Below are 22,504 nucleotides of genomic sequence, written 5' to 3' on the forward strand. Positions count from 1 at the left end.
GCCCGTCGGCGGTTCCGCCGCCGCGGCCACACTGTCCCCGCGCCTCCCCGGCGCGGGGATTTTCTTTGGTGGACAGCCGCTCTCCCCCCATCTGGCTGCGGCATCGGCGCCCAGGGGCGCTTCGCGCGCTTGCGGCTGCCGCGCAGCGGGCCGATATCGGGGGCATGACAGCTCTGATCGTCTGGTTCGATGGCGGATGTCCGCTCTGCCGCCGCGAGATCGCGGCGATGAAGCGGCTCGACCGCGCCGGCCGCATCACCTTCCTCGACGTCGCCGCCGACGAGACCGAGTGCCCGATCGACCGGGGCGCCCTGCTCGCGCGCTTTCATGCGCAGGAACACGGCGTGCTGCTCTCCGGCGCCGCCGCCTTCGCCGCGATGTGGCGCGCGATCCCGTTGCTGCGTCCGCTGGGCCTCGCAGCACGCAACCGCCATGTCGGGTCTGTCCTGGAATGGCTCTATGTGCGCTTCCTGCGCCATCGCCCGACGCTGCAGCGCTGGGCCGGCGCCCGCGAGGCGAAGGCCTGAGCGACAGCCGCGTCCGCGCGCGGGGAGCATCCCAAAGCTGTAGCGGGAGACGCCGGGCGCGGAACCCGGCCTGCGATGCCGTGTTGGTCTGGTCGGAGCCGAAAGGGCTCCTCCAGCCTGACAGGATTCCTCCGCATGCACCGCGCCCACACCATGCCCTTCGGGGCCCGGATCACCGATGGGGGAGTCGAATTCTCGCTCTGGGCGCCGTCGGTGCGCGAGGTCACCTTGCTGATCGACGGGTCCGAGCGGCCGATGACCGCGGCGGCCGAGGGCTGGCACCGCCTGCTCGATCCCCAGGCGCGCCCGGGATCACTCTATCGCTTCCGCATCGAGGGCGGGCTTTCGATTCCCGATCCCGCCTCGCGCTTCCAGCCAGATGACATCGAGGGGCCGAGCCAGGTGATCGATCCCGGCGCCTTCGCCTGGAGCGACGGCGAATGGCGCGGGCGCCCCTGGGAGGAGACGGTCCTCTACGAGGCCCATGTCGGCACGGCGACGCCGGAAGGCACCTTCGTGGCGCTGACGGCAAAGCTCGACCATCTGCGCGATCTCGGCATCACCGCGCTGGAACTGCTGCCGGTGGCGGATTTTCCGGGCGACCGCGGCTGGGGCTATGACGGAGTGCTGCATTACGCCCCCGACCATGCCTATGGCACGCCCGAGGAGCTGAAGCGTCTGGTCGACGAGGCGCATCGCCGTGGGATCATGGTCTTCCTCGACGTGGTCTACAATCACTTCGGCCCGTCCGGAAACTATCTGCCCAACTATGCTGCCTCCTTCTTCACCGAACGGCACGAGACGGCCTGGGGCGCCGGCATCAATTTCGACGGCGAGGCCGCCGCCGTGGTGCGCGACTACTTCGTCCAAAACGCGCTCTACTGGCTGGAGGAGTATAATTTCGACGGCCTGCGCTTCGATGCCGTCCACGCCATCGCCGACGACAGCAGCCGGCACGTCATCGGCGAACTGGCCGAGCGCGTCCGCGAAGGGCTGCCCGGGCGCGAGATCCACCTCGTTCTCGAAAACGCCGCCAACGAGGCGCGCTGGCTCGAACGTGACGAGACCGGGCGCCCGAACCTGCACAATGCGCAGTGGACCGACGACACCCACCACGCCTGGCACCGGCTGCTCACCGGCGAGAGCGACGGCTATTATGCCGATTACGACGATCCGGCCCGGCATCTCGGCCGCTGCCTCGCCGAGGGATTCGCCTATCAGGGCGAGTTCTCGGCGCATGAGGGTGCGGTCCGTGGTGAGCCTTCCGCCCATCTGCCGCCCTCGGCTTTCGTCAACTTCCTGCAGAACCACGACCAGGTCGGCAACCGGGCTCAGGGCGAGCGTATCGGCGCGCTGACCGAGCCGGCGAAACTCGCGCTGGCACGCGCCGGCCTGCTGCTCTCCCCGCAGATTCCGATGCTGTTCATGGGTGAGGAGTGGCAGGCTTCGGCGCCGTTCCAGTATTTCGTCGATTTCGCCGATCCGGAGCTGTCGCGTGCCGTCAGGGACGGGCGGCGGCGGGAATTCGGCGGTTTCGGCGGCTTTGCGGCGGAAGAGGTGCCCGACCCGACCGACCCGCAAACCTTCGCCCGCTCGCGCCTGGACTGGGCGGAGATCGAGCGCCCTCCCCATGCTGCTGTGTTGGCGGAAACCCAGGCCCTGCTGCGGCTGAGGCAGGAGCAGGTCGTGCCGGTGACGAAGTTACGGTTTCACGGTGCGACGTGCCAACGCCCCGCGCCGGACACGCTCGACATCCGCTGGGATTTCGAACGCGGGACGCTGCGCTTCGTGGCTCATTTCGGCGACAGCGAAGCGGTCGTGGAGGGTCCTGGCTCGTCGAGCCTGATCTGGGCCAGCCCCGGTATCGAACCCGGAGCCGAAATCCGCCTTCAGCCCTGGACGGGCGCCTTCCTGGTGGCCCGTTCATGAACCCGCATCAGGAGAGTGCCCTGACTCACAACCCGATCAGCGAAGCGGCCGAAGTCACGGCCCTGGCGGCGCCCCCGCCAAGGGCGGCGTATCGCCTGCAGTTCCATGCCGGCTTCACCTTCGACGACGCGGTCGCGATCCTGCCTTATCTCGCACTGCTGGGAATCAGCCATGTCTATGCCTCGCCGGTGCAAACGGCGCGGCCGGGCTCGACCCATGGCTACGACATCGTCGACCACACCCGGATCAATCCGGAACTGGGCGGCGAGGAGGGCTTCGCGCGGCTCTCTGACGCGCTGAAGCAGCACGATCTCGGTCTGATCCTCGACATCGTGCCCAACCATATGGGCATCGGTGGCGCGGACAACGCCTGGTGGCTGTCGGTCATCGAATGGGGGCAGCTCTCGCCCCACGCCATCGCCTTCGACATCGACTGGGAGCGGCTGGGCGCCAACGGCAAGCTGGTGCTGCCCTTCCTCGGCAAGCGCTATGGGGACGCGCTGGAAGAGGGCGAGCTGACGCTGAAGCGCGACGAAACCGTGGGCGGCTTCAGCATCTGGCATTTCGAGCACCGCTTCCCGATCAGCCCACCGAGCTATCCGATCCTGCTCGACCGCGTTCTCGTGCTGGTCGCCGATCATGCGAGGCCGGACTATCGGGAACTGCTGGCGATCTCGTCGCGACTGCGGACGCTGTCGGAGAACCCTGCCGGCGCGGGGGCGGACGGACTCGTCGCCGAGTGCGAGGCGCTCAAGGAGCGGCTGGAGCGGGTCTTCGCGGATTCGCCGGAGCTGACGGAGGCGACCGAGAGGGCGCTCGATCTCGTCAACGGTGTCAAGGGCATAAGGGAAAGCTTCGACACCCTGCACCGCATCCTCGAGATGCAGAGCTACAGGCTGGCCAACTGGCGCGTCGCGGCGAGCGACATCAATTATCGCCGCTTCTTCGACATCAACACGCTGGCGGGGGTGCGCGTCGAAGAGCCGGCCGTCTTCGAACGGACCCATGCGCTGATCCTCGATCTGGTGCGGGCCGGCCGAATCCAGGGTCTGCGCATCGACCATATCGACGGCCTTGCCGATCCGGAGGGTTATGTCCGGGCGCTGCAGGCGCAGGCCGGGCCCGGCTTCTACATCCTCGTCGAGAAGATCCTCGGCCATGGCGAGACGCTGCGGCCCTGGCCGATGTCGGGCACCACAGGCTACGAGGTGCTCAACTTGATCGATGGCATCCTGCTCGACCGCACCGGAGCGGCGGCGATCGAAGAGAGCTATCGCGAGATCACCGGCCAGCACGACGACTTCGAGGAGTTGCTGCGACGGGCGAAGCGCGAGACGCTGCATGCCAGCTTCGCCAGTGAGCTGGAAGTGCTGGTGTCGGATCTCGCCCGGCTCGCCCATGCCGACCGGCGCAGCCGCGACTACACGATCCACGCCATGCGCCAGGTGCTGACGGAGATCATCGAGCGCCTGCCGGTCTATCGCAGCTACATCGCCAGCGAGCCATCGCCCGAGGACCGGACGCTGATCGAGGAGACGGTGGCAGCCGCCATCGCCGGCACGCCGATGCCGGATACGTCCCTGCACCGGTTCGTCGCCGCACTCCTGCTCGGCGAGGCCGGGGAGGCGATGACCGCCCCGCCCCCGGCCGAGCATCTGGAGCGCTTCCGCCGCCGTTTCCAGCAGCTCAGCGGCCCGGTTACCGCCAAGAGCCTGGAGGATACGCTGTTCTACCGCTTCGGCCCGCTGCTCGCTCTCAACGAGGTCGGCGGCGAGCCGAGCCATCACGGCGTCTCTGCCGAGGATTTCCACGCGGCCAACGTGGCGCGTCGCCGCTCCTGGCCGCATGCGATGATCGCCACCGCCACTCACGACACCAAGCGCGGCGAAGACGGGCGTGCCCGCCTCCTGTCCCTGACGGAGATGCCGCAGCGCTGGGCGGAGGCGAGCCGGCGCTGGCGCGCGCTCAGCCTGGAACTGGCGCCCGACCGGGCCAGGCCGGATGCGAATGACCGGCAGTTCGTTCTCCAGCAATTGCTGGCGTCATGGCCTGTCGAGCTGCTGGAATCCGACGATGAGGCGGCGCTCGACGCCTTTCGCGAGCGGATGCAGGCCTGGGTCGAGAAGGCGCTGCGCGAAGCCAAGCGCCGGACGAGCTGGGTCAACCCGCAGGAGGCCTATGAACAGGCGGCCAAGGATCTGATCGCCTCGGCTTTGGCGCAGGGCAGCCCCTTCCTCGAGACCTACCGGCCGCTGGCGCGCGAGATCGCGCAGCGCGGCATGGTGCGCGGTTTGAGCCGGACGGTTCTAAAGCTGACACTGCCGGGCGTGCCGGACTTCTACCAGGGCACCGAGTTCTGGGATCTCTCGCTGGTCGATCCCGACAACCGCCGCCCGGTCGATTACGACGCGAGGGCGCGTGCGCTGGCGGACGACGCACATGCGGCCGCCCTGCTCGCCGCCTGGCCGGACGGGCGGATCAAGCAGCGCGTCGTCGCGGCGCTGCTCGCGGACCGTGCCGCCTCGCCCCGTCTCTATGCGGAGGGCGACTACGAGCCGCTGGAGCTTGAGGGAGCGCGCGCGGGCGATCTCGTCGGCTTCGTGCGCCGCGACGGGGCCGGGGCGCTGATGGTGCTGGCGAGCCGGATTGCGGGTGGCGAAGACGCCGCTGCGCTACCGCTCGGGCCTCATTGGGAAGACGTCACGGTGCCAGCCACGGGCGAGTGGGAGGATGTGCTGACAGGCCGCCGGATCTCGGCCGGTGACGCGGGATTGGCGATGGCCGAGGTGCTGGCGGTCTTGCCGGTCGCGGTGCTGCGAAAGCGCTGACGGGATCGGCGCCCGCCTGTTGGCGGGCGCCCGTCGCGCTACGCGTCGCCATCCGGAACGAAAACGAGCGCGCCGAGCGGCGGCAGCGCGATCTCGACGAAGGCCGGGTCGGCTCCCAGGCTCTCGGCCCGGGCCTCGACCCAGCCGCCATTGCCGACGCCCGAGCCGCCATAGGCGCCCGCATCGCTGTTGAACACCTCGCGCCACCCCCCGGCGCGGGGCACGCCGATGCGATAGTTCCAGCGGGTCACGGGCGTCAGGTTGACGACGGTGACCACCGGCTTCTCGCCAGGTGCCTGGCGAAGAAAGGCGAAGACGCTGTTCTCGCGATCGTCCTGCACGAGCCAGCGGAAGCCGCTTGGCTCGCCGTCGCTGGCATGCAGGGCCGGCCAGGCCGCATAAAGCCGGTTGAGATCACCCACCAGCGCCTGCATGCCGCGATGGAGCGGATCCTCGAGCAGATCCCAATCGATCTCGCCGTCGTGATTCCACTCGCGGCGCTGGGCGATCTCGCCGCCCATGAAGAGCAGCTTCTTGCCGGGATGGGTCCACATGAAAGCGAAATAGGCGCGCAAGCCGGCGAATTTCTGCCAGAGGTCGCCCGGCATCTTCTCCAGCAGCGAGCCCTTCCCGTGGACGACTTCGTCGTGGGAGAGCGGCAGCATGAACTGCTCGGAGAAGGCATAGACCAGCCCGAAGGTCATCTCGTCATGGTGATGGCGGCGATAGAGCGGATCGCGCTGCAGGTAGTGCAGCGTGTCGTGCATCCAGCCCATGTTCCATTTGTAGGCGAAGCCGAGGCCGCCCTCGGCGGTGGGCCGCGTCACGCCCGGCCATGCGGTCGATTCCTCGGCGATCATGATCGCGCCCGGCTGGCGCTGCGCGACGAGGGTGTTGAGCTCGCGCAGGAAAGCGACCGCCTCGAGGTTCTCGCGCCCGCCCTGAGCGTTGGGGACCCACTCGCCCGGCTGGCGGCTATAGTCGCGATAGAGCATCGAGGCCACGGCATCGACGCGCAGTCCGTCGACATGGAAATACTCGAGCCAGTGAAGGGCGCTGGCGATCAGGAAGTTGGACACCTCACGGCGCCCGAAATTGTAGATCAGGGTGTTCCAGTCCTTGTGGAAGCCCTCGCGCGGATCCTCGTGTTCATAGAGCGCCGTGCCATCGAAGCGGGCGAGCCCATGGGCGTCGGCTGGAAAATGGGCCGGCACCCAGTCGACGATCACGCCGATCTCCTCGCGATGACAGGCCTCGACGAAGAGCGCGAAATCCTCCGGCTCGCCGAAGCGGCGTGTCGGCGCGAAGAGGCCGAGCGGCTGGTAGCCCCAGGAGCCGGTGAAGGGATGCTCGGCCACCGGCATCAGCTCGATATGGGTGAAGCCCATCGCCTTGACGTAAGGCACCAGCCGGTCGGCAAGGTTGCGCCAATCCAGCATGTCGCCATTGGGCCCGCGCACCCAGGAACCGGGGTGAAGCTCATAGATCGAGATCGGTGCATCGGCGGCCTGCCGCTCGGCACGTGCCGCCATCCAGGCCTGATCACCCCAGACATGCGAGGGCGGTCGCGGGACGATGGAGGCCGTGCCGGGGGGCAGTTCGGCGGCGCGCGCCAGCGGATCGGCCTTCTGCGGCAGCAGATGGCCGTCGCGGTCGACGATCTCGTATTTGTAAAGTTCGCCGCTGGAGAGCCGCGGAATGAACAGCTCCCAGACACCACCGCCGCCACGCCGGTTCATCGGGTGGCGCCGGCCGTCCCAGCTGTTGAACGTGCCGACCACGGAAACGCGGCGGGCATTCGGCGCCCAGACGGCAAAGCGCACGCCTGGCACGCCCTCGGCGGAGCAGGCATTGGCACCCAGCGCCCGCGCCAGTTCGAGATGGCGGCCTTCGCCGATCAGGTGCAGGTCGAGATCGCCGAGCAGCGGCCCGAAGGCGTAAGGGTCCTCGGTGAGCTGCTCGCCGCCCGGCCAGCGGATGGCGAGGCGATAGAGGCCGTCGGCGAGATCGCCGACGAAGAGACCCTCGGGCTCGGCAGGGCGCAGACGGACATCATCGCGGCCGTCCTGCCGCACCGTCACGGCCTCCGCACCCGGCACGAAGACGCGCAGATAGCGGCCGGCTGGGCCCTGATGCGGGCCGAGGATGGCCGAAGGAACACCCCAGCGTCCCTGGGCCAGCGCAGTGGCCGTTTCCATGGGCAGCGGTTGCACGCGTTCGACAGCGGCCTCAGTCATGCCGATCTCCTTCAGGCAGCAGCCGCGCGAGCAGGGCCGTCAGGCCGCGCAGCGGCACGGACAGCCAGTCGGGCCGGTTGCTGACTTCGTAATTGACCTCATAGGCGGCCTTTTCGAGCATGAAGAGGTCGAGCAGCCCTTCGCTCTCAGCGCCCCCATCGCCTGTCGGTGCAGCGGCGACGGCCTCGCGATAACCCGCGAGCAGCGCAGCTGGCATGGCGGCTCCGAACGCTTCGGCGAGGACCTCGTAGCGCGCGGTCTGGCCGGCCGCGGCGACGGTGCGGGCCCCGGCTGCAATGGCGTAGTCGAGCGAGCGCAGGATGCCGGCGACGTCGCGCCAGCCGCTGTCCTTGGCACGCCGCTCGGCCAGCGGCTGGGCCGGCTCGCCCTCGAAGTCGATGATCATGACGTCGCCGCTGGCGACAAGAACTTGGCCGAGGTGGAAATCGCCATGGACCCGGTGGAGCAGGCTGCCCTCGCCTTCCCGGCAGAGTCGGTCGACCAGATCGAGGATGGCGGCGCGGCGCGATACGATGCTCTCTGCCATGGCCTGCTCGTCGGGCGGCAGGTTGGCCCCCGCCTTCGCCAGGTTGTCACAGGCCGTCTCGACGCGACCACGGATGCGCCGGCGCCAGCGCTCGACCTGCTCGGCATCGGCGGCAACGGGCGCGAAAGCCTCCTCCGTGCTGGGCTGCGCCAGGACGGCATGCATCTCGCCGAGTCGCTGGCCGAGGCTGCGCGAGAAAGCTTCGTAGATCGCAAGCTGGTTGGCGAGATCGACGTCCTCGCGCAGCATTTCGTCGAGGACACGCCCGAGATAGGCAGCGGTCCATTCCCAGGCGTCGCCCTCGCCCGGAATGAAAGCCTGGACGACCGCCATGACCTCCTCCTCGCCCTCGTCGGGGACGTGGACGATCTCGCCGAGCAGGGCGGGCGCATTACGGAAGCCGCGCTCGGTGAGCAGGCGCGACATCTCGGCCTCGGGGTGGCGCCCCGGTGCCAGCCGCCGGAACAGCTTCAGCATGACCTTATGGTCGATGATGACGGAGGAATTGGACTGCTCGGCCGAGAGCCAGCGCACCGGATCCTCAGGCTGGACCTGCACGTCTCCGAAGGCCGCGGTGGGGCGGAACTGCACCTCCCCGACCGTGCTCTTCACGGAGCCGCCCGCCTTGAGCAGCGCCAGCAGTTCGTGGATGAAGCCCGGCAGCGAGAAGGCGTCCGTCAGGAAGCCGGTGCGGCGGCCGCGGCGAACCCGGGCGAGCGCCATCTGCTGCGGCAGTGCCTGCGTGATCTCGTCGTCCCAGCCAATGCCGAGCGGCAACTGATAGCGCTCGGTGCCGCCGCCATGGCTGGCCTCGACCGCCATGATCGCGGCCTCGCGGCCGCTGCCGATGCGAGCCGTGAAGGCGACGCGGGTCTCACCGAGCTTCTGGTCCTTGGCGGCGAACCAGCGCCGCTTGAGAAGATAGGGCGGCAAGATCGCCGTCTCGAACTCACGGCGCGATTGCGGCGTGATCATCTCGTCGGGCCCGCCGCGCAGGACGAAGGTGGTGTAGTCGGGCATCGGCTCAGGGGTCTGGGCGTGCCAGGAGGGCACCTGCGCGTCCTGAGCCAGGATGAACCAGTAGAAGCCGTAGGGCGGCAGGGTCAGCAGATAGGTGAGCTGGCCGATGGCCGGGAACACCGCATTGCCCAGCATCTCCACCGGGTGGCGGCCGGCGAATTCGGAGAGGTCGAGCTCGAAGGCCTGGGCCGAACGTGAGAGGTTGGCGACGCAGAGGATGGTCTCGCCGTCATGCTCGCGCAGATAGGCGAAGGCCTTGCGATTCTTCGGATAGAGGAAGCGCAGGCTGCCGCGGCCGAAGGCCTGGTGCTCCTTGCGCACCGCCAGCACGCGGCGCGTCCAGTTCAGCAGGGAATGGGGGTCGCGCGTCTGGGCTTCGACATTGACGGCCTCGAAGCCGTAGAGCGGGTCCATCACCGGCGGCAGGACGAGGCTCGCCGGATCGGCGCGGGAGAAACCGCCATTGCGGTCCGGCGACCACTGCATCGGCGTGCGGACGCCGTCGCGGTCTCCGAGGAAGATGTTGTCGCCCATGCCGAGCTCGTCGCCGTAATAGATCACCGGCGTGCCGGGCATGGAGAGAAGCAGGCTGTTCATCAGCTCGATGCGGCGGCGATCGCGCTCAAGCAGCGGGGCGAGGCGGCGGCGGATGCCGAGATTGATGCGGGCGCGCTTGTCGGTGGCGTAGAAATTCCAGAGATAGTCGCGCTCCTTGTCGGTCACCATTTCGAGCGTCAGCTCGTCATGGTTGCGCAGGAAGATCGCCCATTGGCAGCCCTCGGGAATGTCGGGGGTCTGGCGCATGATGTCAGTGATCGGGAAGCGATCTTCCTGCGCGATCGCCATGTACATGCGCGGCATCAGCGGGAAGTGGAACGCCATGTGGCATTCGTCGCCCTCGCCGAAATAGGCCTGAGTATCCTCCGGCCACATATTGGCCTCGGCGAGCAGCATCCGGTCGGGGAACGAGGCATCGAGCTCCGCGCGGATCGTCTTCAGCACGGCGTGCGTCTCGGGCAGGTTCTCGTTCGAGGTGCCGTCGCGCTCGATCAGATAGGGCACGGCGTCGAGCCGGAGGCCGTCGACGCCGAGATCGAGCCAGAAGCGCATCACGCCGAGTACCGCCTTGATGACGGTCGGATTGTCGAAGTTGAGATCCGGCTGGTGCGAATAGAAGCGGTGCCAGAAATAGGCGCCCGCCGTGGCGTCCCAGGTCCAGTTCGAGCGCTCGGTGTCGAGGAAGATGATCCGCGTGCCGGAATAGAGCTGGTCGTTGTCCGACCAGACGTAATAGTTCCGATGCGGCGAGCCCGGCTTGGCCAGCCGTGCGCGCTGGAACCAGGGATGCTGGTCCGAGGTGTGGTTGATGACGAGTTCGGTGATGACGCGCAGGCCGCGCTCATGCGCCGCCCGGATGAAGCGCTTCACATCGGCGATGGTGCCGTAATCGGGATGGACGGCCTTGTATTCCGAGATGTCGTAGCCGTCGTCGAGCCGCGGCGAAGGGTAGAACGGCAAGAGCCAGATGACGTTCACGCCCAGCGAGACGATGTAGTCGAGCTTGGCGATCAGGCCGGGAAAATCCCCGATGCCGTCGCCATTGGTGTCGAAGAACGACTTGACGTGGAGCTGGTAGATGATCGCGTCCCGGTACCATTGCGGATCGCGCGCATCGGTGGCGGGTTCGGCGATGCCTTCGGCGGATGTCATAGGGAACCTGTCGGGGCGCTGAGGCGCCAGATCGAGAAGGGAAGCTCGCCCGGATCAAGGCGGATCGACTGGGATTTGCCGTGCCAGCGGAAGCGGTGGCCGCGCATCAGGTCCTCGACGGCGATCGAGCCATCGTCGGGCAAGCCGAATTCCCAGAGCGGCACCTCGATGCCGGCCTCATGCGCGTTGAACGGGTCGAGATTGACGGCGACGAGGACGATGTCGCCGTCGGCGCTGGCCCGCTTGCCGAAGTAGAGAATGTTGTCGTCGGAGGCGTTGTAGAAGGTTAGGCCGAGATGGCTCTGCAGTGCCGGCAGGCTGCGGCGGATCTGGTTGAGCCGCGTGATCTCGGCGACGATGTTGCCGGGCGCCTGCCAGTCGCGCGGCTTGATCTCGTATTTCTCGCTGTCGAGATATTCTTCCTTGCCGGGGATCGCGGCCGCCTCGCAGAGTTCGAAGCCGGAATAGACGCCCCAGAGGCCCGACAGGGTCGCCGCCAGTGCAGCACGGATCAGAAAGCCCGGGCGGCCCGAGCGCTGCAGGAAGACCGGGTTGATGTCGGGCGTGTTGACGAAGAAGTGCGGGCGGAAGATGTCGCGCGCCGGCGCCTCGTTGAGCTCGCTCAGATATTCAGTCAGCTCCGCCTTGGTGTTTCGCCAGGTGAAGTAGGTGTAGGACTGTGAGAAGCCGACCTTGCCGAGCCGGTACATCACCTTGGGACGCGTGAAGGCCTCCGCCAGGAACAGGACGCCGGGATCGCGCGAGCGGATGTCGGCGATCAGCCACTCCCAGAAGGGGAAGGGCTTGGTGTGGGGGTTGTCGACGCGGAAGATCCGCACGCCCTCGTCGACCCAGCCCTGCACAACGTCGCGCAGCGCCACCCACAGCCCCGGAATGGCATCCCCGGTGTAGAAATCGACGTTGACGATGTCCTGGTACTTCTTGGGCGGATTCTCGGCGTAACGCATCGAGCCGTCCGGCCGCCACTGGAACCAGCCGGGATGCTGCTCGAGCCAGGGATGATCCGGCGAGCACTGGATCGCGAAATCGAGCGCGATCTCCAGCCCATGATCCGCGGCTGCTCTCACCAGAGCGCGGAAATCCTCGCGGCTGCCGAGTTCAGGGTGGATCGCATCGTGGCCACCATCGTGCGAGCCGATCGCGTAGGGGCTGCCCGGATCGTCCGCGGACGGGGTCAGGGTGTTGTTGCGGCCCTTGCGGTTGGTCTTGCCGATCGGGTGGATCGGCGGGAAATAGAGCACGTCGAAGCCCATCGCCTTCACCGCGGGCAGGCGGCCGAGGACATCGCGGAAGGTGCCGTGCCGCGCTGGACCGTCGGTGATCGAGCGGGGGAAGAGCTCGTACCAGCTGGAAAATGCGGCGGCCTCGCGGTCGGCATCGACGGGATAGATGCGATCGGCGCCGGTGGCGTGCGGCCGCGGATCGGCGCGCGTCATGGCGCCATCCAGCGCGTCGGAGAGGAGGATCGCGGCATTCTCGGCCTGTGAGGCGCCGAGCCGGCCGAGATGCGCTTCGATCACGCCACGATCGACCGGAGCGGCGGCTTTCGCAAAGCGTTCGAGGATGATGCGCCCCTCGCGGATCTCCAGCGCGATGTCGAGGCCGGCATCGCGCTTCTTGGCGAGGTCGCGGCGGAAGGTGCCGAACTCGCTCCACCATGCCTCGATCGCGAAGAGATGGCGGCCGACCCGCAGCAGCGGAAACTCGCCCTCCCAGATATCGTTCGTCCGCAGCGCCATCGGCGTGCGCGACCAGCCGGTCTCGTCCTCGGCGCGCCAGAGCAGGTCTGCGGCGAGAACCTCATGTCCATCGCTGAAGATGTCAGCCGTCACCAGCACGGGCTCGCCAGCGCTGCGCTTCACGGCGAAGCAGCCGCCCTCGACTGCGGGAGAGACCGCTTCGATCGCGATGCGGGTGGCAGCCAGTTCCTCACGGTCCTGTGGCGCATCGGCGCTGGTGCCCCGGATGGGAGACGTCTCCTCCAGGCCGATCACGACGCCCCAGGCCGGGGGAAGCTCGATGCGGCCGTCCCCGGCTGGACCCATGCCAAGCCCGGCCGCACTTGCACGCAGGTCGAGCGCGGCGGCATTGACCGGGTCCTCGTTCAGGAGCGCGAGACAGGCGGCATCGCCGGCCTGCCTGAGCACGACGGAAGAAGCAGCAGGGCTGCTGAGCAGCCGCAGCGACCGCTCCGTGCCCACAGGCAGGGCCGCGGCGCCCTCATTGGCCGCGCGGACGGCTTGTGCCATCGCGCCGTCACTAGAAGCTCGCTGCTGCAGATCCTCCGTCTGGGCGTGGATGAAAAGCGTTTCGAGCCCGAGCTCGAACCCCATTGGCATCATCCAACCGTCGGCGAGCAGAGCCGACGCCATGACGGCCGCCTGGCGCATGCGCTGGGGACCGACGGGCGCGGCGGCCGGACGGCGCGCCGAGAAAGGGTCCTCCGGGCAGCCGACGAGAAACGGCCCCTCGCCCAGATTGTGATGATCCTCGACGAGCGCAGCGACGCCGCGCCCTGTCGCGATTGGGGCCGAGACCGCATCGAAGATTTCGGCTGATGCGGCCCTCTCGGCAGCCGTCGCCTCCGGCATCCAGCCCCAGATCAGGACATCCGGATGGCTCTGCCGGATGGGAGCGAGGAGGTCGCGCCAGACATCGCGCGGGACGGACAGCCCGTCATGGCAACGCAGTCCCTCGATGCCGAGATGCGTCCAGCGTTCGACCTGCTCGCCCCAGAAGGCGAGCAGGCGCTGCCGCGTCTCGGGCTGGTCGAAGGCCGCCTTGACGGCGGGGCGCCGGAGATCGGTGCGCGGGTCGAGCCCGGCGCGATGGGGCTCGCTCCAGCAGCCCGGCAGTTGCGCCACAAGGGCCCCATCAGCCTCGGCATGGCCGAGGGCGAGGTCCATCCACAACGTCATCCCGGCCCGGCGGCAGCATTCCCTCAGCGAGCCAAGGACATCGTCCGTCGGGCTCCCTGCGATCCGATCGAGATCGGTCGTCGCAAAGAGATCGCGCCCTTCCGAAAACGGCCATGCCAGAAGAACATGGTCGAATCCCAAGTCGCGCGCGTTTCCGACATGATGTTTCCAGTCCGACGGCGCGCCTGCGAGCCGCGGATGGAGATAATAGATGCGCGGGTTGCGCCAAGTCTTTCGACTATCCTGAGGGGATGACGCCATGGGACGAGAAACTCTTGGTTCAGACACCGCCAGGGCATCGCTGGTCAGATCCTTCATCGTGATGAGCAACGGCCCGGCGCCGAGAGGGTTCCATCGCGAGGCGCTGCGCCGGGCTCCTGCCCCGCTGCACGGATGACGCCGACCGACGGGTGAACCGGATGCCCGCCGCGCCGTTGCTGTCAGGAAGGCCCGGCCCCTGCCCGGGCTCGCTGCCTCAGGAGAGCGAGATGCAAAACGACTTCAACGCGACGGACGCGTCCAACGATTCCAGAGCCGACCGGCGGGTGTTCGCCGACAGGCGCGACGACCAAGCTCCCGAGCGGGAGCGCGCCGCTTCACAGGTCGGTATCGACACACAGGAACTCGGCCGTGCCGTCGGGGACCGCGCCGGCGAATGGCAGCAGATGCTGATCGAGGAGATCGAGGCCCGGCCCCTGCGTGCTATCGGCTGGGCCGCGGCGGCGGGCTTCGTGTTCGGCGTCTGGTCGGCCCGCTGACGTCCTCATGGACCATGGAACAGGCCGGCGCCCCCGGGAGCCGGCCTGTCTGTGCCATCATCGGGTTTCGACGCCATGAATACCGAGATGCCTCCTGCTCATTCGCCGCTCGATGCCCCGGACGCGCGGCTGCAGCGGGAGGATCTGGATTGGTCCGCCGTCGCGCTGGCCCGGCGGCTGATCGGCGTCACGCTGCTTTGCCAGGGCGTCGGCGGGCCCATCGTGGAGACGGAGGCCTATGAGCGCGATGACGCTGCCTCGCACAGCTTCAGGGGCCAGACCCCGCGCAACCGCTCGATGTTCGCCGGGGCGGGGACGGTCTATGTCTACCGCTCCTACGGTCTGCACTGGTGCTTCAACATCGTCGCACGGGATGCGGGAGCGGTGCTGATCCGGGCGATCGAGCCCCGCTTCGGCCTGGAGCAGATGCAACGGCGCCGCGGCCGGATCGACCATCTCGCCGATGGCCCCGGGCGGCTGGCGCAGGCGCTTGCGATCGACCTCTCGCATGACGGCGGCGACGCGACCGCCGCGCCTTTCGCGCTTCTGACGCGCCCGCAGGAACCCGGCCTGCTTGAGGGGCCACGGATCGGCATCAGCCGCGAGCGCGACCGGCCCTGGCGTTTCGGCCTCGCGGGCTCGCGCTGGCTCAGCAGACCCATGGTGACGGCGAGGGTCACGGCCGAGGCAGGGCTCTCCCCTGCGCAAGCTGGGAGCGCGCGTCATGCCGAATGACCTGCCCCACGAGACGAGCGAAAAGGCCGTCGAAGCCGCCTCCCAGCGCGTGCTCGATGCGCTGCGGGAAAGGGGTTGGCGGCTGGCTACTGCGGAGTCCTGCACGGCCGGACGGCTGGCCGGTGCGCTCGCGGCCGGCAATGGCGCGGGATCGGCGTTGCAGGGCGGGTTCGTCTGCTACAGCAAGGATGCCAAGGTCAGGATGCTCGGCCTGCCTACGGAGACGCTGAATTCCGGCGGCGGTGCGGTTACCGAGACGGTGGCGCGGCTGATGGCGGCGAATGCCCGCGAGCGCTCGGGCGCCGAGATCGCCGTCGCCGTAACGGGCGTCCTCGGCCCGTCCTGCGACGAGGACGGCAATCCCGTCGGGCTGGTCGACATCGCCTGTGCGCGGGAGGACCTGACCCGGCATCGCCGCGAGCACTGGCCGGAAGCCGCGCCCGATATCCTGGTCCGCGCGACGATCCTGTCGGCGCTCGCCCTCGTCGCGGAGATGCTGTCCGACGTGCCCGCTGCTCAGGAGCCGACGATCGTCCCGCCATTGGGGTGAAGTACCTGTCCCGACATGTAGGAGGCCTCTTCGCTCGCCAGGAAGACATGGCAGGACGCGACCTCATTGGGCTGGCCGGGCCGGCCCATCGGGACGCTCGACCCGTGCTGCGCCACCTGTTCCTCGTCGAAGGACGCCGGGATCAGCGGCGTCCAGATCGGCCCCGGCGCGACGGCGTTGACCCGGATACCCTTCTCCGCCAGGGCCTGCGCCAGCGAACGCGTGAAGGCGACGATGGCCCCGCGCGTCGCCGCGTAGTCGATGAGCGTGTCCTTGCCCTTATAGGCCGTGACCGAGGTGGTGTTGACGATCGCGCCATGCCGACCGCGACAGCACGCCCGATGCCGCTGTCGCCGCCGGTGATGAGCGCGATCTTGTCCCTGAGACGGCCGGTGCCGCCAAAGCGCGGCTCGAATTACGGACGGGGCGACATCTGCGCTTCGCTGCCGGGTTGGCGGGCTTGCCTCTGCGGCGGGATCGCGTCCGTCATGGGGAGACCTTTCTTTGGCAGGACCTTAGGGGTCGTTCCTGGACCAACCGGCAAAGGCAGAGGCAGTTCCGGCGGTTCGGGAACCACTACGCCCGCGGTTCATTGATGTGCCAGCAAGCCAGAGGAACCTCTCCATGCCGGATCCCTCCACCCCCGCAAGGGCGCGCTCCGGCAGCGGCCATCCCGATGGACCGCAGCCCTCGGAGGCCTCTTGCGAGCCGACCTCACTGCCGCTACCGATGCCGGCCTCGTGCCACAGGCTGCCCTGGGGCGACGGACGTCTGGTCTTGCTGGAAGCCGGAGACGGCCCACCCTTGTTGCTGATCCACAGCATCAACGCCGCCGCCTCGAGCTATGAGGTGAAGCCGATCGCCGAGGCGATGCAGGGGCGCCGCCGGGTCTTTGCGCTCGACTTGCCGGGCTTCGGCCTCTCGAGCCGCGGGCCGGAGGTCTATACGGTCGCGCGCTATGTAGAGGCGATCCTGCTTGCGGCACGAACCGCCCAGGAAATCTGCGGCGGGCAGCGGGTCGCCGCACTCGCCCTGTCGCTCTCGGGCGAGTTCCTGGCACGCGCCGCGCTGCAGGAGCCGCGGCTCTTCGCCGGTCTCGCCCTCGTCACGCCGACCGGCTTCGAAACCGGCGCCCAACGCCGCCGAGGCGGCATGCCCGAAGCCCGTCCCCGCACCGGGCTGGAGCGTTTTTTCACCTTGCCCCTGTGGCGAAGCGGGCTGTTTGCCATGCTCGTCAGCCGTCCGAGCGTGCGCTTCTTCCTGAGGCGGACCTTCGACGGCCCGCCCGATCCGGGGCTGGTGGACTATGCCTGGCAGAGCGCCCATCAGCCGGGTGCGGCCTATGCCGCCTTTGCTTTCGCTTCCGGAAAGCTGTTCTCGCCGGACATCCGCGATGTCTACGAGGCGCTGGAGCTGCCGGTCTGGCTGGCGCACGGCACTCGCGGCTCGTTCAGTGATTTCAGCGAGGCCGGCTGGACGATGACGCGCCCCAACTGGGAGCTGACTTCCTTCGATACGGGAGCCTTCCCGCATTTCCAGGCACGGGATGCCTTCCTGCCCCGTCTGGACGGCTTCCTCGACGCGCTGCAGCAGCAGGCGCCGGCGCCTGCCCGCCCCGCCGCGCCGCATCTGCGGGTGGTGCAGAACAGTGGAGACCGCTCGTGAACTGGGTTTCCCTGATCGGCTATGGCGCCGCGCTCTGCTCGACGGTGAGCTTCGTGCCCCAGGCCTGGCGGGTGCTGCGGACCCGGGACGTGTCCGCGCTCTCGACGCCGACCTATGCGATCACCTGCTGCGGCTTCGCGCTCTGGCTGGTCTATGGCATCGTCAAGGCCGAATGGCCGCTGATCCTGACCAACGGCATCTGCCTGGTCCTGGCCAGCTTCATCCTCGCGATGAAGCTGATGCCGAGGCAACAGCGGGAGAGCGTGGCGCAGACGCTCGCTCCTCCCGCCGAGTGAGCACCCGGGACCGGACGCTCACGGCTTCATCACGACCTTGATGCAGCCGTCCTTCTTGTCACGGAAGGTCTCGTAGAGCCCCGGCCCATCCTCGAGCGTGGCGCGATGGGTGATGACGAAGGACGGGTCGAGCTCCCCGGAAACCACCTTCTCCAGCAGCGGCGCCAGATAGCGATGGGTGTGGGTCTGGCCGGTGCGGATGCTGAGACCCTTGTTCATCAGCGCGCCGAAGGGGATCTTGTCGAGGAAGCCGATATAAACGCCCGGCACCGAGATCGTGCCGCCCTTGCGACAGCACATGATCGCCTCGCGCATCACATGCGGCCGGTCGGTGCCGAGAAAGAGCGAGGCCTTGACCTTGTCGACCACGGCATCGAGCGCGCCACCCGCATGGGCTTCGGTCCCGACGGCGTCGATGCAGCGATCGGGACCGCGACCACCGGTCATCTCCATCAGCCGGTCGTAGACCTTCACCGCGTCGAAATCGATGACCTCCGCCCGGCCGTGGTGCCGGGCCATGGCGAGGCGCTCGGGCACATTGTCGATCGCGATGACGCGACCGGCGCCCAGCATCCAGGCGCTCTGGATGGCGAACTGGCCGACGGGACCGCACCCCCAGACGGCGACGGTATCGCCGGGCTCGATCTCGGCATTCTCAGCGGCCATGTAGCCGGTCGGGAAGATGTCGGAGAGGAACAGAGCCATCTCGTCGTCCATCCCCTCGGGTACCTTGATGTGGCCGACATCGGCGAAGGGAACGCGCAGATACTCCGCCTGGCCGCCGGCATAGCCGCCGAGCATGTGCGAGTAGCCGAAAAGGCCCGAAGGCGAATGGCCCATCGCTGCGGCGGCCATCTTGGCGTTGGGGTTGGAGCGGTCGCAGAGCGAGAAGAGCTGCTTGCGGCAGAAGAAGCAGTCACCGCAGGCGATGTTGAAGGGCACGACGATGCGATCGCCCGGCTTGAGGTTGGTGACGGCGCGACCGACCTCGACAACCTCCCCCATGGTCTCGTGGCCGAGGATGTCGCCGCTCTCCATGGTCGGCATGTAGCCGTCATAGAGATGCAGATCCGAGCCGCAGATCGCGCAGGCGGTGACCTTGATGATGACGTCGCGGTCGTCCTGCAATTGGGGATCGGGCACCGTGTCGCAACGGATGTCGCCCTTGCCGTGCCAGCACAACGCCCTCATGGTCACCTCCCGACGAGTGGTCCTCTGGAGGCCAACGGGCGGAGGAAGCCGGCGTTCCGCGCAGCGCGGCCATGCTGGAGCGGATACCGATGAGATGGACCGTCTTGTCCTCGCGCAGCGTGATCACGGACCGCTGGATCGACCTGCGCGCGGATGACTGCGTGACGCCGTCGGGACAGGCGATCGCGCCCTATTATGTGCTGACCTATCCTGATTGGGTGCATGTGGTCGCGCTGAACGCACGCGACGAAGTGCTGCTGGTCCGGCAGTACCGGCACGGTGCGGGCGAGAGCTTTCTCGAACTTCCGGGCGGCGTCATCGACGGCGACGAGGCGGTGGAGACTGCGGCCCGGCGCGAGTTGGCGGAAGAGACCGGCCATGAGGCCGGCGCCGTCACGCTTGTCTCCTCGCTGCATCCCAACCCCGCAATCCAGAACAACCGCGTCCATGTCTGCATCGCGCGGGACGTCGTGGCGGCGGGGCCGCTGCGCCTCGATGCCGGCGAAGAGGGGCTGACGGTCGAGGCGCTGCCCGTGCAGACCGTGCTGGATGGGTTGGCCAGCGGGCTGATCGGCCAATCGCTGCATGTCACCAGCCTGCTGCTCGGTCTGGCGGCGCTGGGGCGGTTCAAGCTCGCGGCCGTCGCGCCACCCGGGGATTGATCACGCGGGCGCCTGCGTGGACGGCTGAACGGATCGTCAAAGCTTTGACCCGGAGCAACGGGCTCGCAACTGGGTCCGACCGCATTCGCGGCAGGCATCACGCTCGCGGCGCACCCCGACATGGCCGGAACGATGCGGGACACCACCGGTTGACTGCGCACACCCACAGCAGGAGCCGCCCCTATGGCCACGAAGACCAAGACCCTCCACGACCTTTTCATCGACCAGCTCAAGGACACCTATTACGCCGAGAAGCAGATCCTGAAGGCGCTGCCGAAAATGGCGAAGGCTGCCCAGGACCCCGAATCGAAGAAGGCCTTCGAGACGCATCGCGACGAGACGGAGCGCCAGATCGAACGCCTCGAGCAGGTCTTCGAGCTCTGCGACACACCCGCCCGCGGCAAGACCTGCGAGGCGATGGTCGGCATCCTCGAGGAGGGCAAGGAGGTGATGGAGGAGTATGCCGGCAGCGAGGCGCTCGACGCCGGCCTGATCGCCTCGGCACAGGCGGTCGAGCACTACGAAATCGCCCGCTACGGCACGCTCAAGGCGCTGGCGATGCAGCTCGGCATGAAGGACGCCGCCAAGCTCCTCGACGAGACGCTGGCGGAAGAGAAGAAGACCGACGAGCTGCTCAGCAAGCTCGCCCAGACCCGCGCCAACACCAAGTCGCAGAAGGCGGCCTGAGCCGCCTCTGCCCAAAGCCAATGACAGCGGAGACGAGCCCATGACCGACAGCGCGCAGGATCTGCCCGCCACCGGGCCGGCGCTCGCCCTCGCTTTGCAGCGCCGCCATCCGGGCCGGGACTGGCTGGCGGCGCTCGCCATGGCGGCGCGACGGCCGCGTGGCGACATCGAGCGGTATCTGCAGGAAGACGGCGTGTTGCCGCCTTTCCTGCGGGCGGCCGCCGCAGAGGTCGCAACGCTGCTGCAATCCCAGGATGCCGCGACGCAGGCTGCCGCAGCCACCGACGACGTCTTCGCCGCGCGCACCAACGACGCAGATGCGCCGATGGAGATCGACAGCGAAGCGGGCACGATCGTTCAACCCTCCAGCAAGAGCATGCCGTCCCAGTCCGGATCCGAACATGAGATGCGGACCAAGCCGCCCAAGGCCGAGAAGAACGAAGAGTTCCTGCCGACCAGCGGCGTGCCGGCCTTCCTTAGTCCGCTGCGGAAGGACGAGGGCTGAAGCCTCGTCGTCTCAGCCAACCGTCACCCGGCGGCCGCGGCCTGCTGCTGGCCGGAGAGGCCACTGCGACCCGTGTCGAAGGAGAGTTGCATGACGACCCCCTCGGGCCGGAAATCGATCTCGATGTGAGGATCGCATTCCGCGGGCAGCGCATGGCGGATCAGCCGGCTGCCGAAACCCTGCCGCTCCGGCGGCACCACCGGTGGTCCCCCAGCCTCCTGCCAGACGAACTCGACGCGCCCGTCCTCATCCCGATTCCATTCGATCGTGACCATCCCGACCTCGTCCCGCAGCGCGCCGTATTTCAGCGCGTTGGTCGAGAGCTCGTGCACGATCATCGAGAGCGCCAGCGCCGTCTTGCTCTCCAGCCTGACCGGCGGCCCCGAGGTCCTGATCCGGCTCATCCGGTCGACATGCGGGCGAAGAGTCGTCGCGACCACCTCGGCGATCGAACTCTCGCGCTGCTCGTCGGACAGGAGAACGTCGAGCGCGGAGGACAGGGCGACCACTCGATCGGAGAAGATCCGCGATCGCTCGGCATCGACATAAGTTCCAAAGGTCTGCCGGGCGATCGCCTGCAGCACCGTCAGCAGATTCTTGACGCGATGCCCGAGTTCGCCGGTCAGCAGATCCCGCTGCTCGCGCGCACGGGTGGCCGCCTCGTCGCGACGGGTGAGTTCGTCGAGCATGTCGTCGACGGCATGGCCGACGCTTTCGAGTTCGCCCTGGCTGACCCGCATGCCGGTACGGCGGTGGCTCTCGCCGTTTCGCCAGGCGGTCAGCACCTCGTTGATCTTCATGATCGGGCGGCGGACGAAGGCGTTGCCGACGAACCAGGCTGCGGCGAAGGCCAGCACCGCGCCGAGGCCGACGATGATCGCTCCCATCAGGCTCGAGCGGTTGAGCGCGGCAAAGGCCTGGGACCGCGCCAGCCCCGCACTGACATAGAGCGCCTGCGGGGCGGCGCCGATCGGCTGGTAGCCGACGATGCGGGCCTCGCCGTCCTGGCTCACCAGATCGAGGCTGCCGGGCTGCGGCGCGCGCACAAGGTGCTGGAAGGCCTCCGGAATCCGCGTGCCGACGAACCGCTCCGGCGCGGGATGACGCGCGAGAATGACGCCGTTGCGGTCGGCCACCGTCAGCGCGCCCGAGGGGGTGACGCCGCGTTCGCGCAGGCGCTCGCCGAGCCAGTCGAGCCGGATCCCGGTCGCAAGCACGGCGCGGACTTCGCCCTTTCCGTCCCGGACTGCGCGGGCGAGCGGCAGGACGGGAGTCCCGGTGATGCGGCTCTGCGTGTATTCGCCCACGACCGTGCGATCGGCGAGGAGGGCGTCGCGCAGATAGCTGCGGTCGGACAGGTCCTGGCCGGCGGGCGAGCCCATGCTGTCGCAGATGACGCTGCCTTCGACCGACATCAGGGAGATCACCCGGATCGACGGCACGGACGCCGCCACGGCCGCGAGCGCCCGGCTGCAACCGGCGGGATCGTCCCGCGAGACGGCCGCATTGGCCGCCACCGCGATCAGCAATCCGTCCATGCCCTCGATGATGCGCTCGAGTTCGAAAGCAGCCTGGCGGCTCGCCTGCTGCGCCAACCGATGAACCTCGCGCTCCCGCTCCGCGCGATAGGTCAGTTCGTTGATCGCCAGCAGGGCGACGCCGGGAGCCAGAGCCGCCGTCGCCAGCAGGAAGAGGCGCTTCTTCACCGTGCACGCTCC

17 protein-coding genes are annotated in these 22,504 nt (G+C 68.2%); 11 read left to right on the forward strand and 6 right to left on the reverse strand.

All coding sequences use genetic code 11. The features are described 5' to 3' along the window. The first annotated feature begins 164 nt into the window (after positions 1 to 164). The 3 genes from ABIE41_RS01205 (at position 165) to treY (ending at position 5,284) form a co-directional block, all read left to right on the forward strand. Complete coding sequence (locus tag ABIE41_RS01205; RefSeq protein ID WP_192643029.1) at positions 165 to 527, forward strand: thiol-disulfide oxidoreductase DCC family protein; 363 nt, start codon at positions 165 to 167, stop codon at positions 525 to 527. A gap of 135 nt (positions 528 to 662) precedes the next feature. Further along, on the forward strand, positions 663 to 2,456 hold the full coding sequence (treZ, locus tag ABIE41_RS01210; RefSeq protein WP_192643030.1) for a malto-oligosyltrehalose trehalohydrolase: 1,794 nt from the start codon (positions 663 to 665) through the stop codon (positions 2,454 to 2,456). Next, positions 2,453 to 5,284 carry a malto-oligosyltrehalose synthase gene (treY, locus tag ABIE41_RS01215; protein WP_192643031.1) on the forward strand — a complete coding sequence of 944 codons (2,832 nt, stop codon included), beginning with the start codon at positions 2,453 to 2,455 and terminating at the stop codon, positions 5,282 to 5,284. The genes treZ and treY overlap by 4 nt, the downstream gene beginning before the upstream one ends. A gap of 38 nt (positions 5,285 to 5,322) precedes the next feature. Here treY and glgB read toward each other — a convergent pair whose 3' ends face one another. The 3 genes from glgB to ABIE41_RS01230 are packed head-to-tail and all read right to left on the reverse strand — an operon-like array spanning position 5,323 to position 13,725. After that, positions 5,323 to 7,521 (reverse strand): 1,4-alpha-glucan branching protein GlgB, encoded by a 2,199-nt coding sequence (gene glgB / locus ABIE41_RS01220; protein WP_210320949.1) that lies wholly within the window; start codon positions 7,519 to 7,521, stop codon positions 5,323 to 5,325. Then, positions 7,514 to 10,798, reverse strand: a complete 3,285-nt coding sequence (gene treS / locus ABIE41_RS01225) for a maltose alpha-D-glucosyltransferase (protein ID WP_192643032.1) — start codon at positions 10,796 to 10,798, stop codon at positions 7,514 to 7,516. Before treS ends, glgB begins: the two co-directional genes overlap by 8 nt. Further along, the gene (locus ABIE41_RS01230; protein ID WP_354191570.1) at positions 10,795 to 13,725 is read right to left on the reverse strand and encodes an alpha-1,4-glucan--maltose-1-phosphate maltosyltransferase; all 2,931 of its coding nucleotides are present in this window, start codon (positions 13,723 to 13,725) and stop codon (positions 10,795 to 10,797) included. Before ABIE41_RS01230 ends, treS begins: the two co-directional genes overlap by 4 nt. 500 nt (positions 13,726 to 14,225) lie before the next feature. On the opposite strand from ABIE41_RS01230, the gene ABIE41_RS01235 reads away from it, so the two are divergent. From ABIE41_RS01235 to ABIE41_RS01245, 3 genes are all read left to right on the forward strand, one after another. Further along, positions 14,226 to 14,495 carry a hypothetical protein gene (locus tag ABIE41_RS01235; protein ID WP_192643033.1) on the forward strand — a complete coding sequence of 90 codons (270 nt, stop codon included), beginning with the start codon at positions 14,226 to 14,228 and terminating at the stop codon, positions 14,493 to 14,495. Between the two features lie 75 nt (positions 14,496 to 14,570). Continuing rightward, positions 14,571 to 15,230: a DNA-3-methyladenine glycosylase gene (locus ABIE41_RS01240; protein WP_354191572.1), complete on the forward strand. Its 660-nt coding sequence runs from the start codon at positions 14,571 to 14,573 to the stop codon at positions 15,228 to 15,230. After that, positions 15,220 to 15,780: a CinA family protein gene (locus ABIE41_RS01245; protein WP_192643034.1), complete on the forward strand. Its 561-nt coding sequence runs from the start codon at positions 15,220 to 15,222 to the stop codon at positions 15,778 to 15,780. The genes ABIE41_RS01240 and ABIE41_RS01245 overlap by 11 nt, the downstream gene beginning before the upstream one ends. Here ABIE41_RS01245 and ABIE41_RS01250 read toward each other — a convergent pair. Further along, positions 15,747 to 16,196 (reverse strand): SDR family oxidoreductase, encoded by a 450-nt coding sequence (locus ABIE41_RS01250; protein WP_465247107.1) that lies wholly within the window; start codon positions 16,194 to 16,196, stop codon positions 15,747 to 15,749. The two genes, ABIE41_RS01245 and ABIE41_RS01250, sit on opposite strands and share 34 nt — an antisense overlap. A 388-nt stretch (positions 16,197 to 16,584) precedes the next feature. Here ABIE41_RS01250 and ABIE41_RS01255 point away from each other — a divergent pair, with 388 nt between their 5' ends. Then, on the forward strand, positions 16,585 to 17,445 hold the full coding sequence (locus tag ABIE41_RS01255; RefSeq protein ID WP_192643035.1) for an alpha/beta fold hydrolase: 861 nt from the start codon (positions 16,585 to 16,587) through the stop codon (positions 17,443 to 17,445). Continuing rightward, complete coding sequence (locus tag ABIE41_RS01260) at positions 17,442 to 17,741, forward strand: SemiSWEET family sugar transporter (protein ID WP_192643036.1); 300 nt, start codon at positions 17,442 to 17,444, stop codon at positions 17,739 to 17,741. Before ABIE41_RS01255 ends, ABIE41_RS01260 begins: the two co-directional genes overlap by 4 nt. Before the next feature lie 18 nt (positions 17,742 to 17,759). Here ABIE41_RS01260 and ABIE41_RS01265 read toward each other — a convergent pair whose 3' ends face one another. After that, a complete protein-coding gene (locus ABIE41_RS01265) occupies positions 17,760 to 18,932 on the reverse strand; it encodes a zinc-dependent alcohol dehydrogenase (RefSeq protein WP_192643037.1) in 1,173 nt (390 codons plus the stop codon). A gap of 89 nt (positions 18,933 to 19,021) precedes the next feature. Between ABIE41_RS01265 and ABIE41_RS01270 the strand changes: the two genes are divergently transcribed. The 3 genes from ABIE41_RS01270 to ABIE41_RS01280 all read left to right on the forward strand — a co-directional run bounded on the left by ABIE41_RS01270 (position 19,022) and on the right by ABIE41_RS01280 (position 20,786). Further along, positions 19,022 to 19,594: an NUDIX hydrolase gene (locus tag ABIE41_RS01270; protein WP_354191576.1), complete on the forward strand. Its 573-nt coding sequence runs from the start codon at positions 19,022 to 19,024 to the stop codon at positions 19,592 to 19,594. A 183-nt stretch (positions 19,595 to 19,777) separates the two neighbouring features. Beyond that, complete coding sequence (locus ABIE41_RS01275; RefSeq protein WP_192643039.1) at positions 19,778 to 20,281, forward strand: YciE/YciF ferroxidase family protein; 504 nt, start codon at positions 19,778 to 19,780, stop codon at positions 20,279 to 20,281. Between the two features lie 40 nt (positions 20,282 to 20,321). After that, complete coding sequence (locus tag ABIE41_RS01280) at positions 20,322 to 20,786, forward strand: hypothetical protein (RefSeq protein ID WP_192643040.1); 465 nt, start codon at positions 20,322 to 20,324, stop codon at positions 20,784 to 20,786. Between the two features lie 23 nt (positions 20,787 to 20,809). Here ABIE41_RS01280 and ABIE41_RS01285 read toward each other — a convergent pair whose 3' ends face one another. Further along, positions 20,810 to 22,492 (reverse strand): sensor histidine kinase, encoded by a 1,683-nt coding sequence (locus ABIE41_RS01285; RefSeq protein WP_192643041.1) that lies wholly within the window; start codon positions 22,490 to 22,492, stop codon positions 20,810 to 20,812. Positions 22,493 to 22,504 lie beyond the last annotated feature (12 nt).

The organism is Bosea sp. OAE506 (assembly GCF_040546595.1).
GTDB lineage: Bacteria > Pseudomonadota > Alphaproteobacteria > Rhizobiales > Beijerinckiaceae > Allobosea.

Excerpts from the sequence above, each read along its gene's own strand:
- ABIE41_RS01280 (WP_192643040.1), top strand. The coding sequence starts at position 20,322 with ATGACCGACAGCGCGCAGGATCTGCCCGCCACCGGGCCGGCGCTCGCC.
- ABIE41_RS01205 (WP_192643029.1), top strand. The coding sequence starts at position 165 with ATGACAGCTCTGATCGTCTGGTTCGATGGCGGATGTCCGCTCTGCCGC.
- ABIE41_RS01270 (WP_354191576.1), top strand. The coding sequence starts at position 19,022 with ATGAGATGGACCGTCTTGTCCTCGCGCAGCGTGATCACGGACCGCTGG.
- ABIE41_RS01230 (WP_354191570.1), bottom strand. The coding sequence starts at position 13,725 with ATGGACCTCGCCCTCGGCCATGCCGAGGCTGATGGGGCCCTTGTGGCG.
- treY (WP_192643031.1), top strand. The coding sequence starts at position 2,453 with ATGAACCCGCATCAGGAGAGTGCCCTGACTCACAACCCGATCAGCGAA.
- treS (WP_192643032.1), bottom strand. The coding sequence starts at position 10,798 with ATGACATCCGCCGAAGGCATCGCCGAACCCGCCACCGATGCGCGCGAT.
- glgB (WP_210320949.1), bottom strand. The coding sequence starts at position 7,521 with ATGACTGAGGCCGCTGTCGAACGCGTGCAACCGCTGCCCATGGAAACG.
- ABIE41_RS01240 (WP_354191572.1), top strand. The coding sequence starts at position 14,571 with ATGAATACCGAGATGCCTCCTGCTCATTCGCCGCTCGATGCCCCGGAC.
- ABIE41_RS01275 (WP_192643039.1), top strand. The coding sequence starts at position 19,778 with ATGGCCACGAAGACCAAGACCCTCCACGACCTTTTCATCGACCAGCTC.
- ABIE41_RS01265 (WP_192643037.1), bottom strand. The coding sequence starts at position 18,932 with ATGAGGGCGTTGTGCTGGCACGGCAAGGGCGACATCCGTTGCGACACG.
- ABIE41_RS01235 (WP_192643033.1), top strand. The coding sequence starts at position 14,226 with ATGCAAAACGACTTCAACGCGACGGACGCGTCCAACGATTCCAGAGCC.
- ABIE41_RS01245 (WP_192643034.1), top strand. The coding sequence starts at position 15,220 with ATGCCGAATGACCTGCCCCACGAGACGAGCGAAAAGGCCGTCGAAGCC.
- treZ (WP_192643030.1), top strand. The coding sequence starts at position 663 with ATGCACCGCGCCCACACCATGCCCTTCGGGGCCCGGATCACCGATGGG.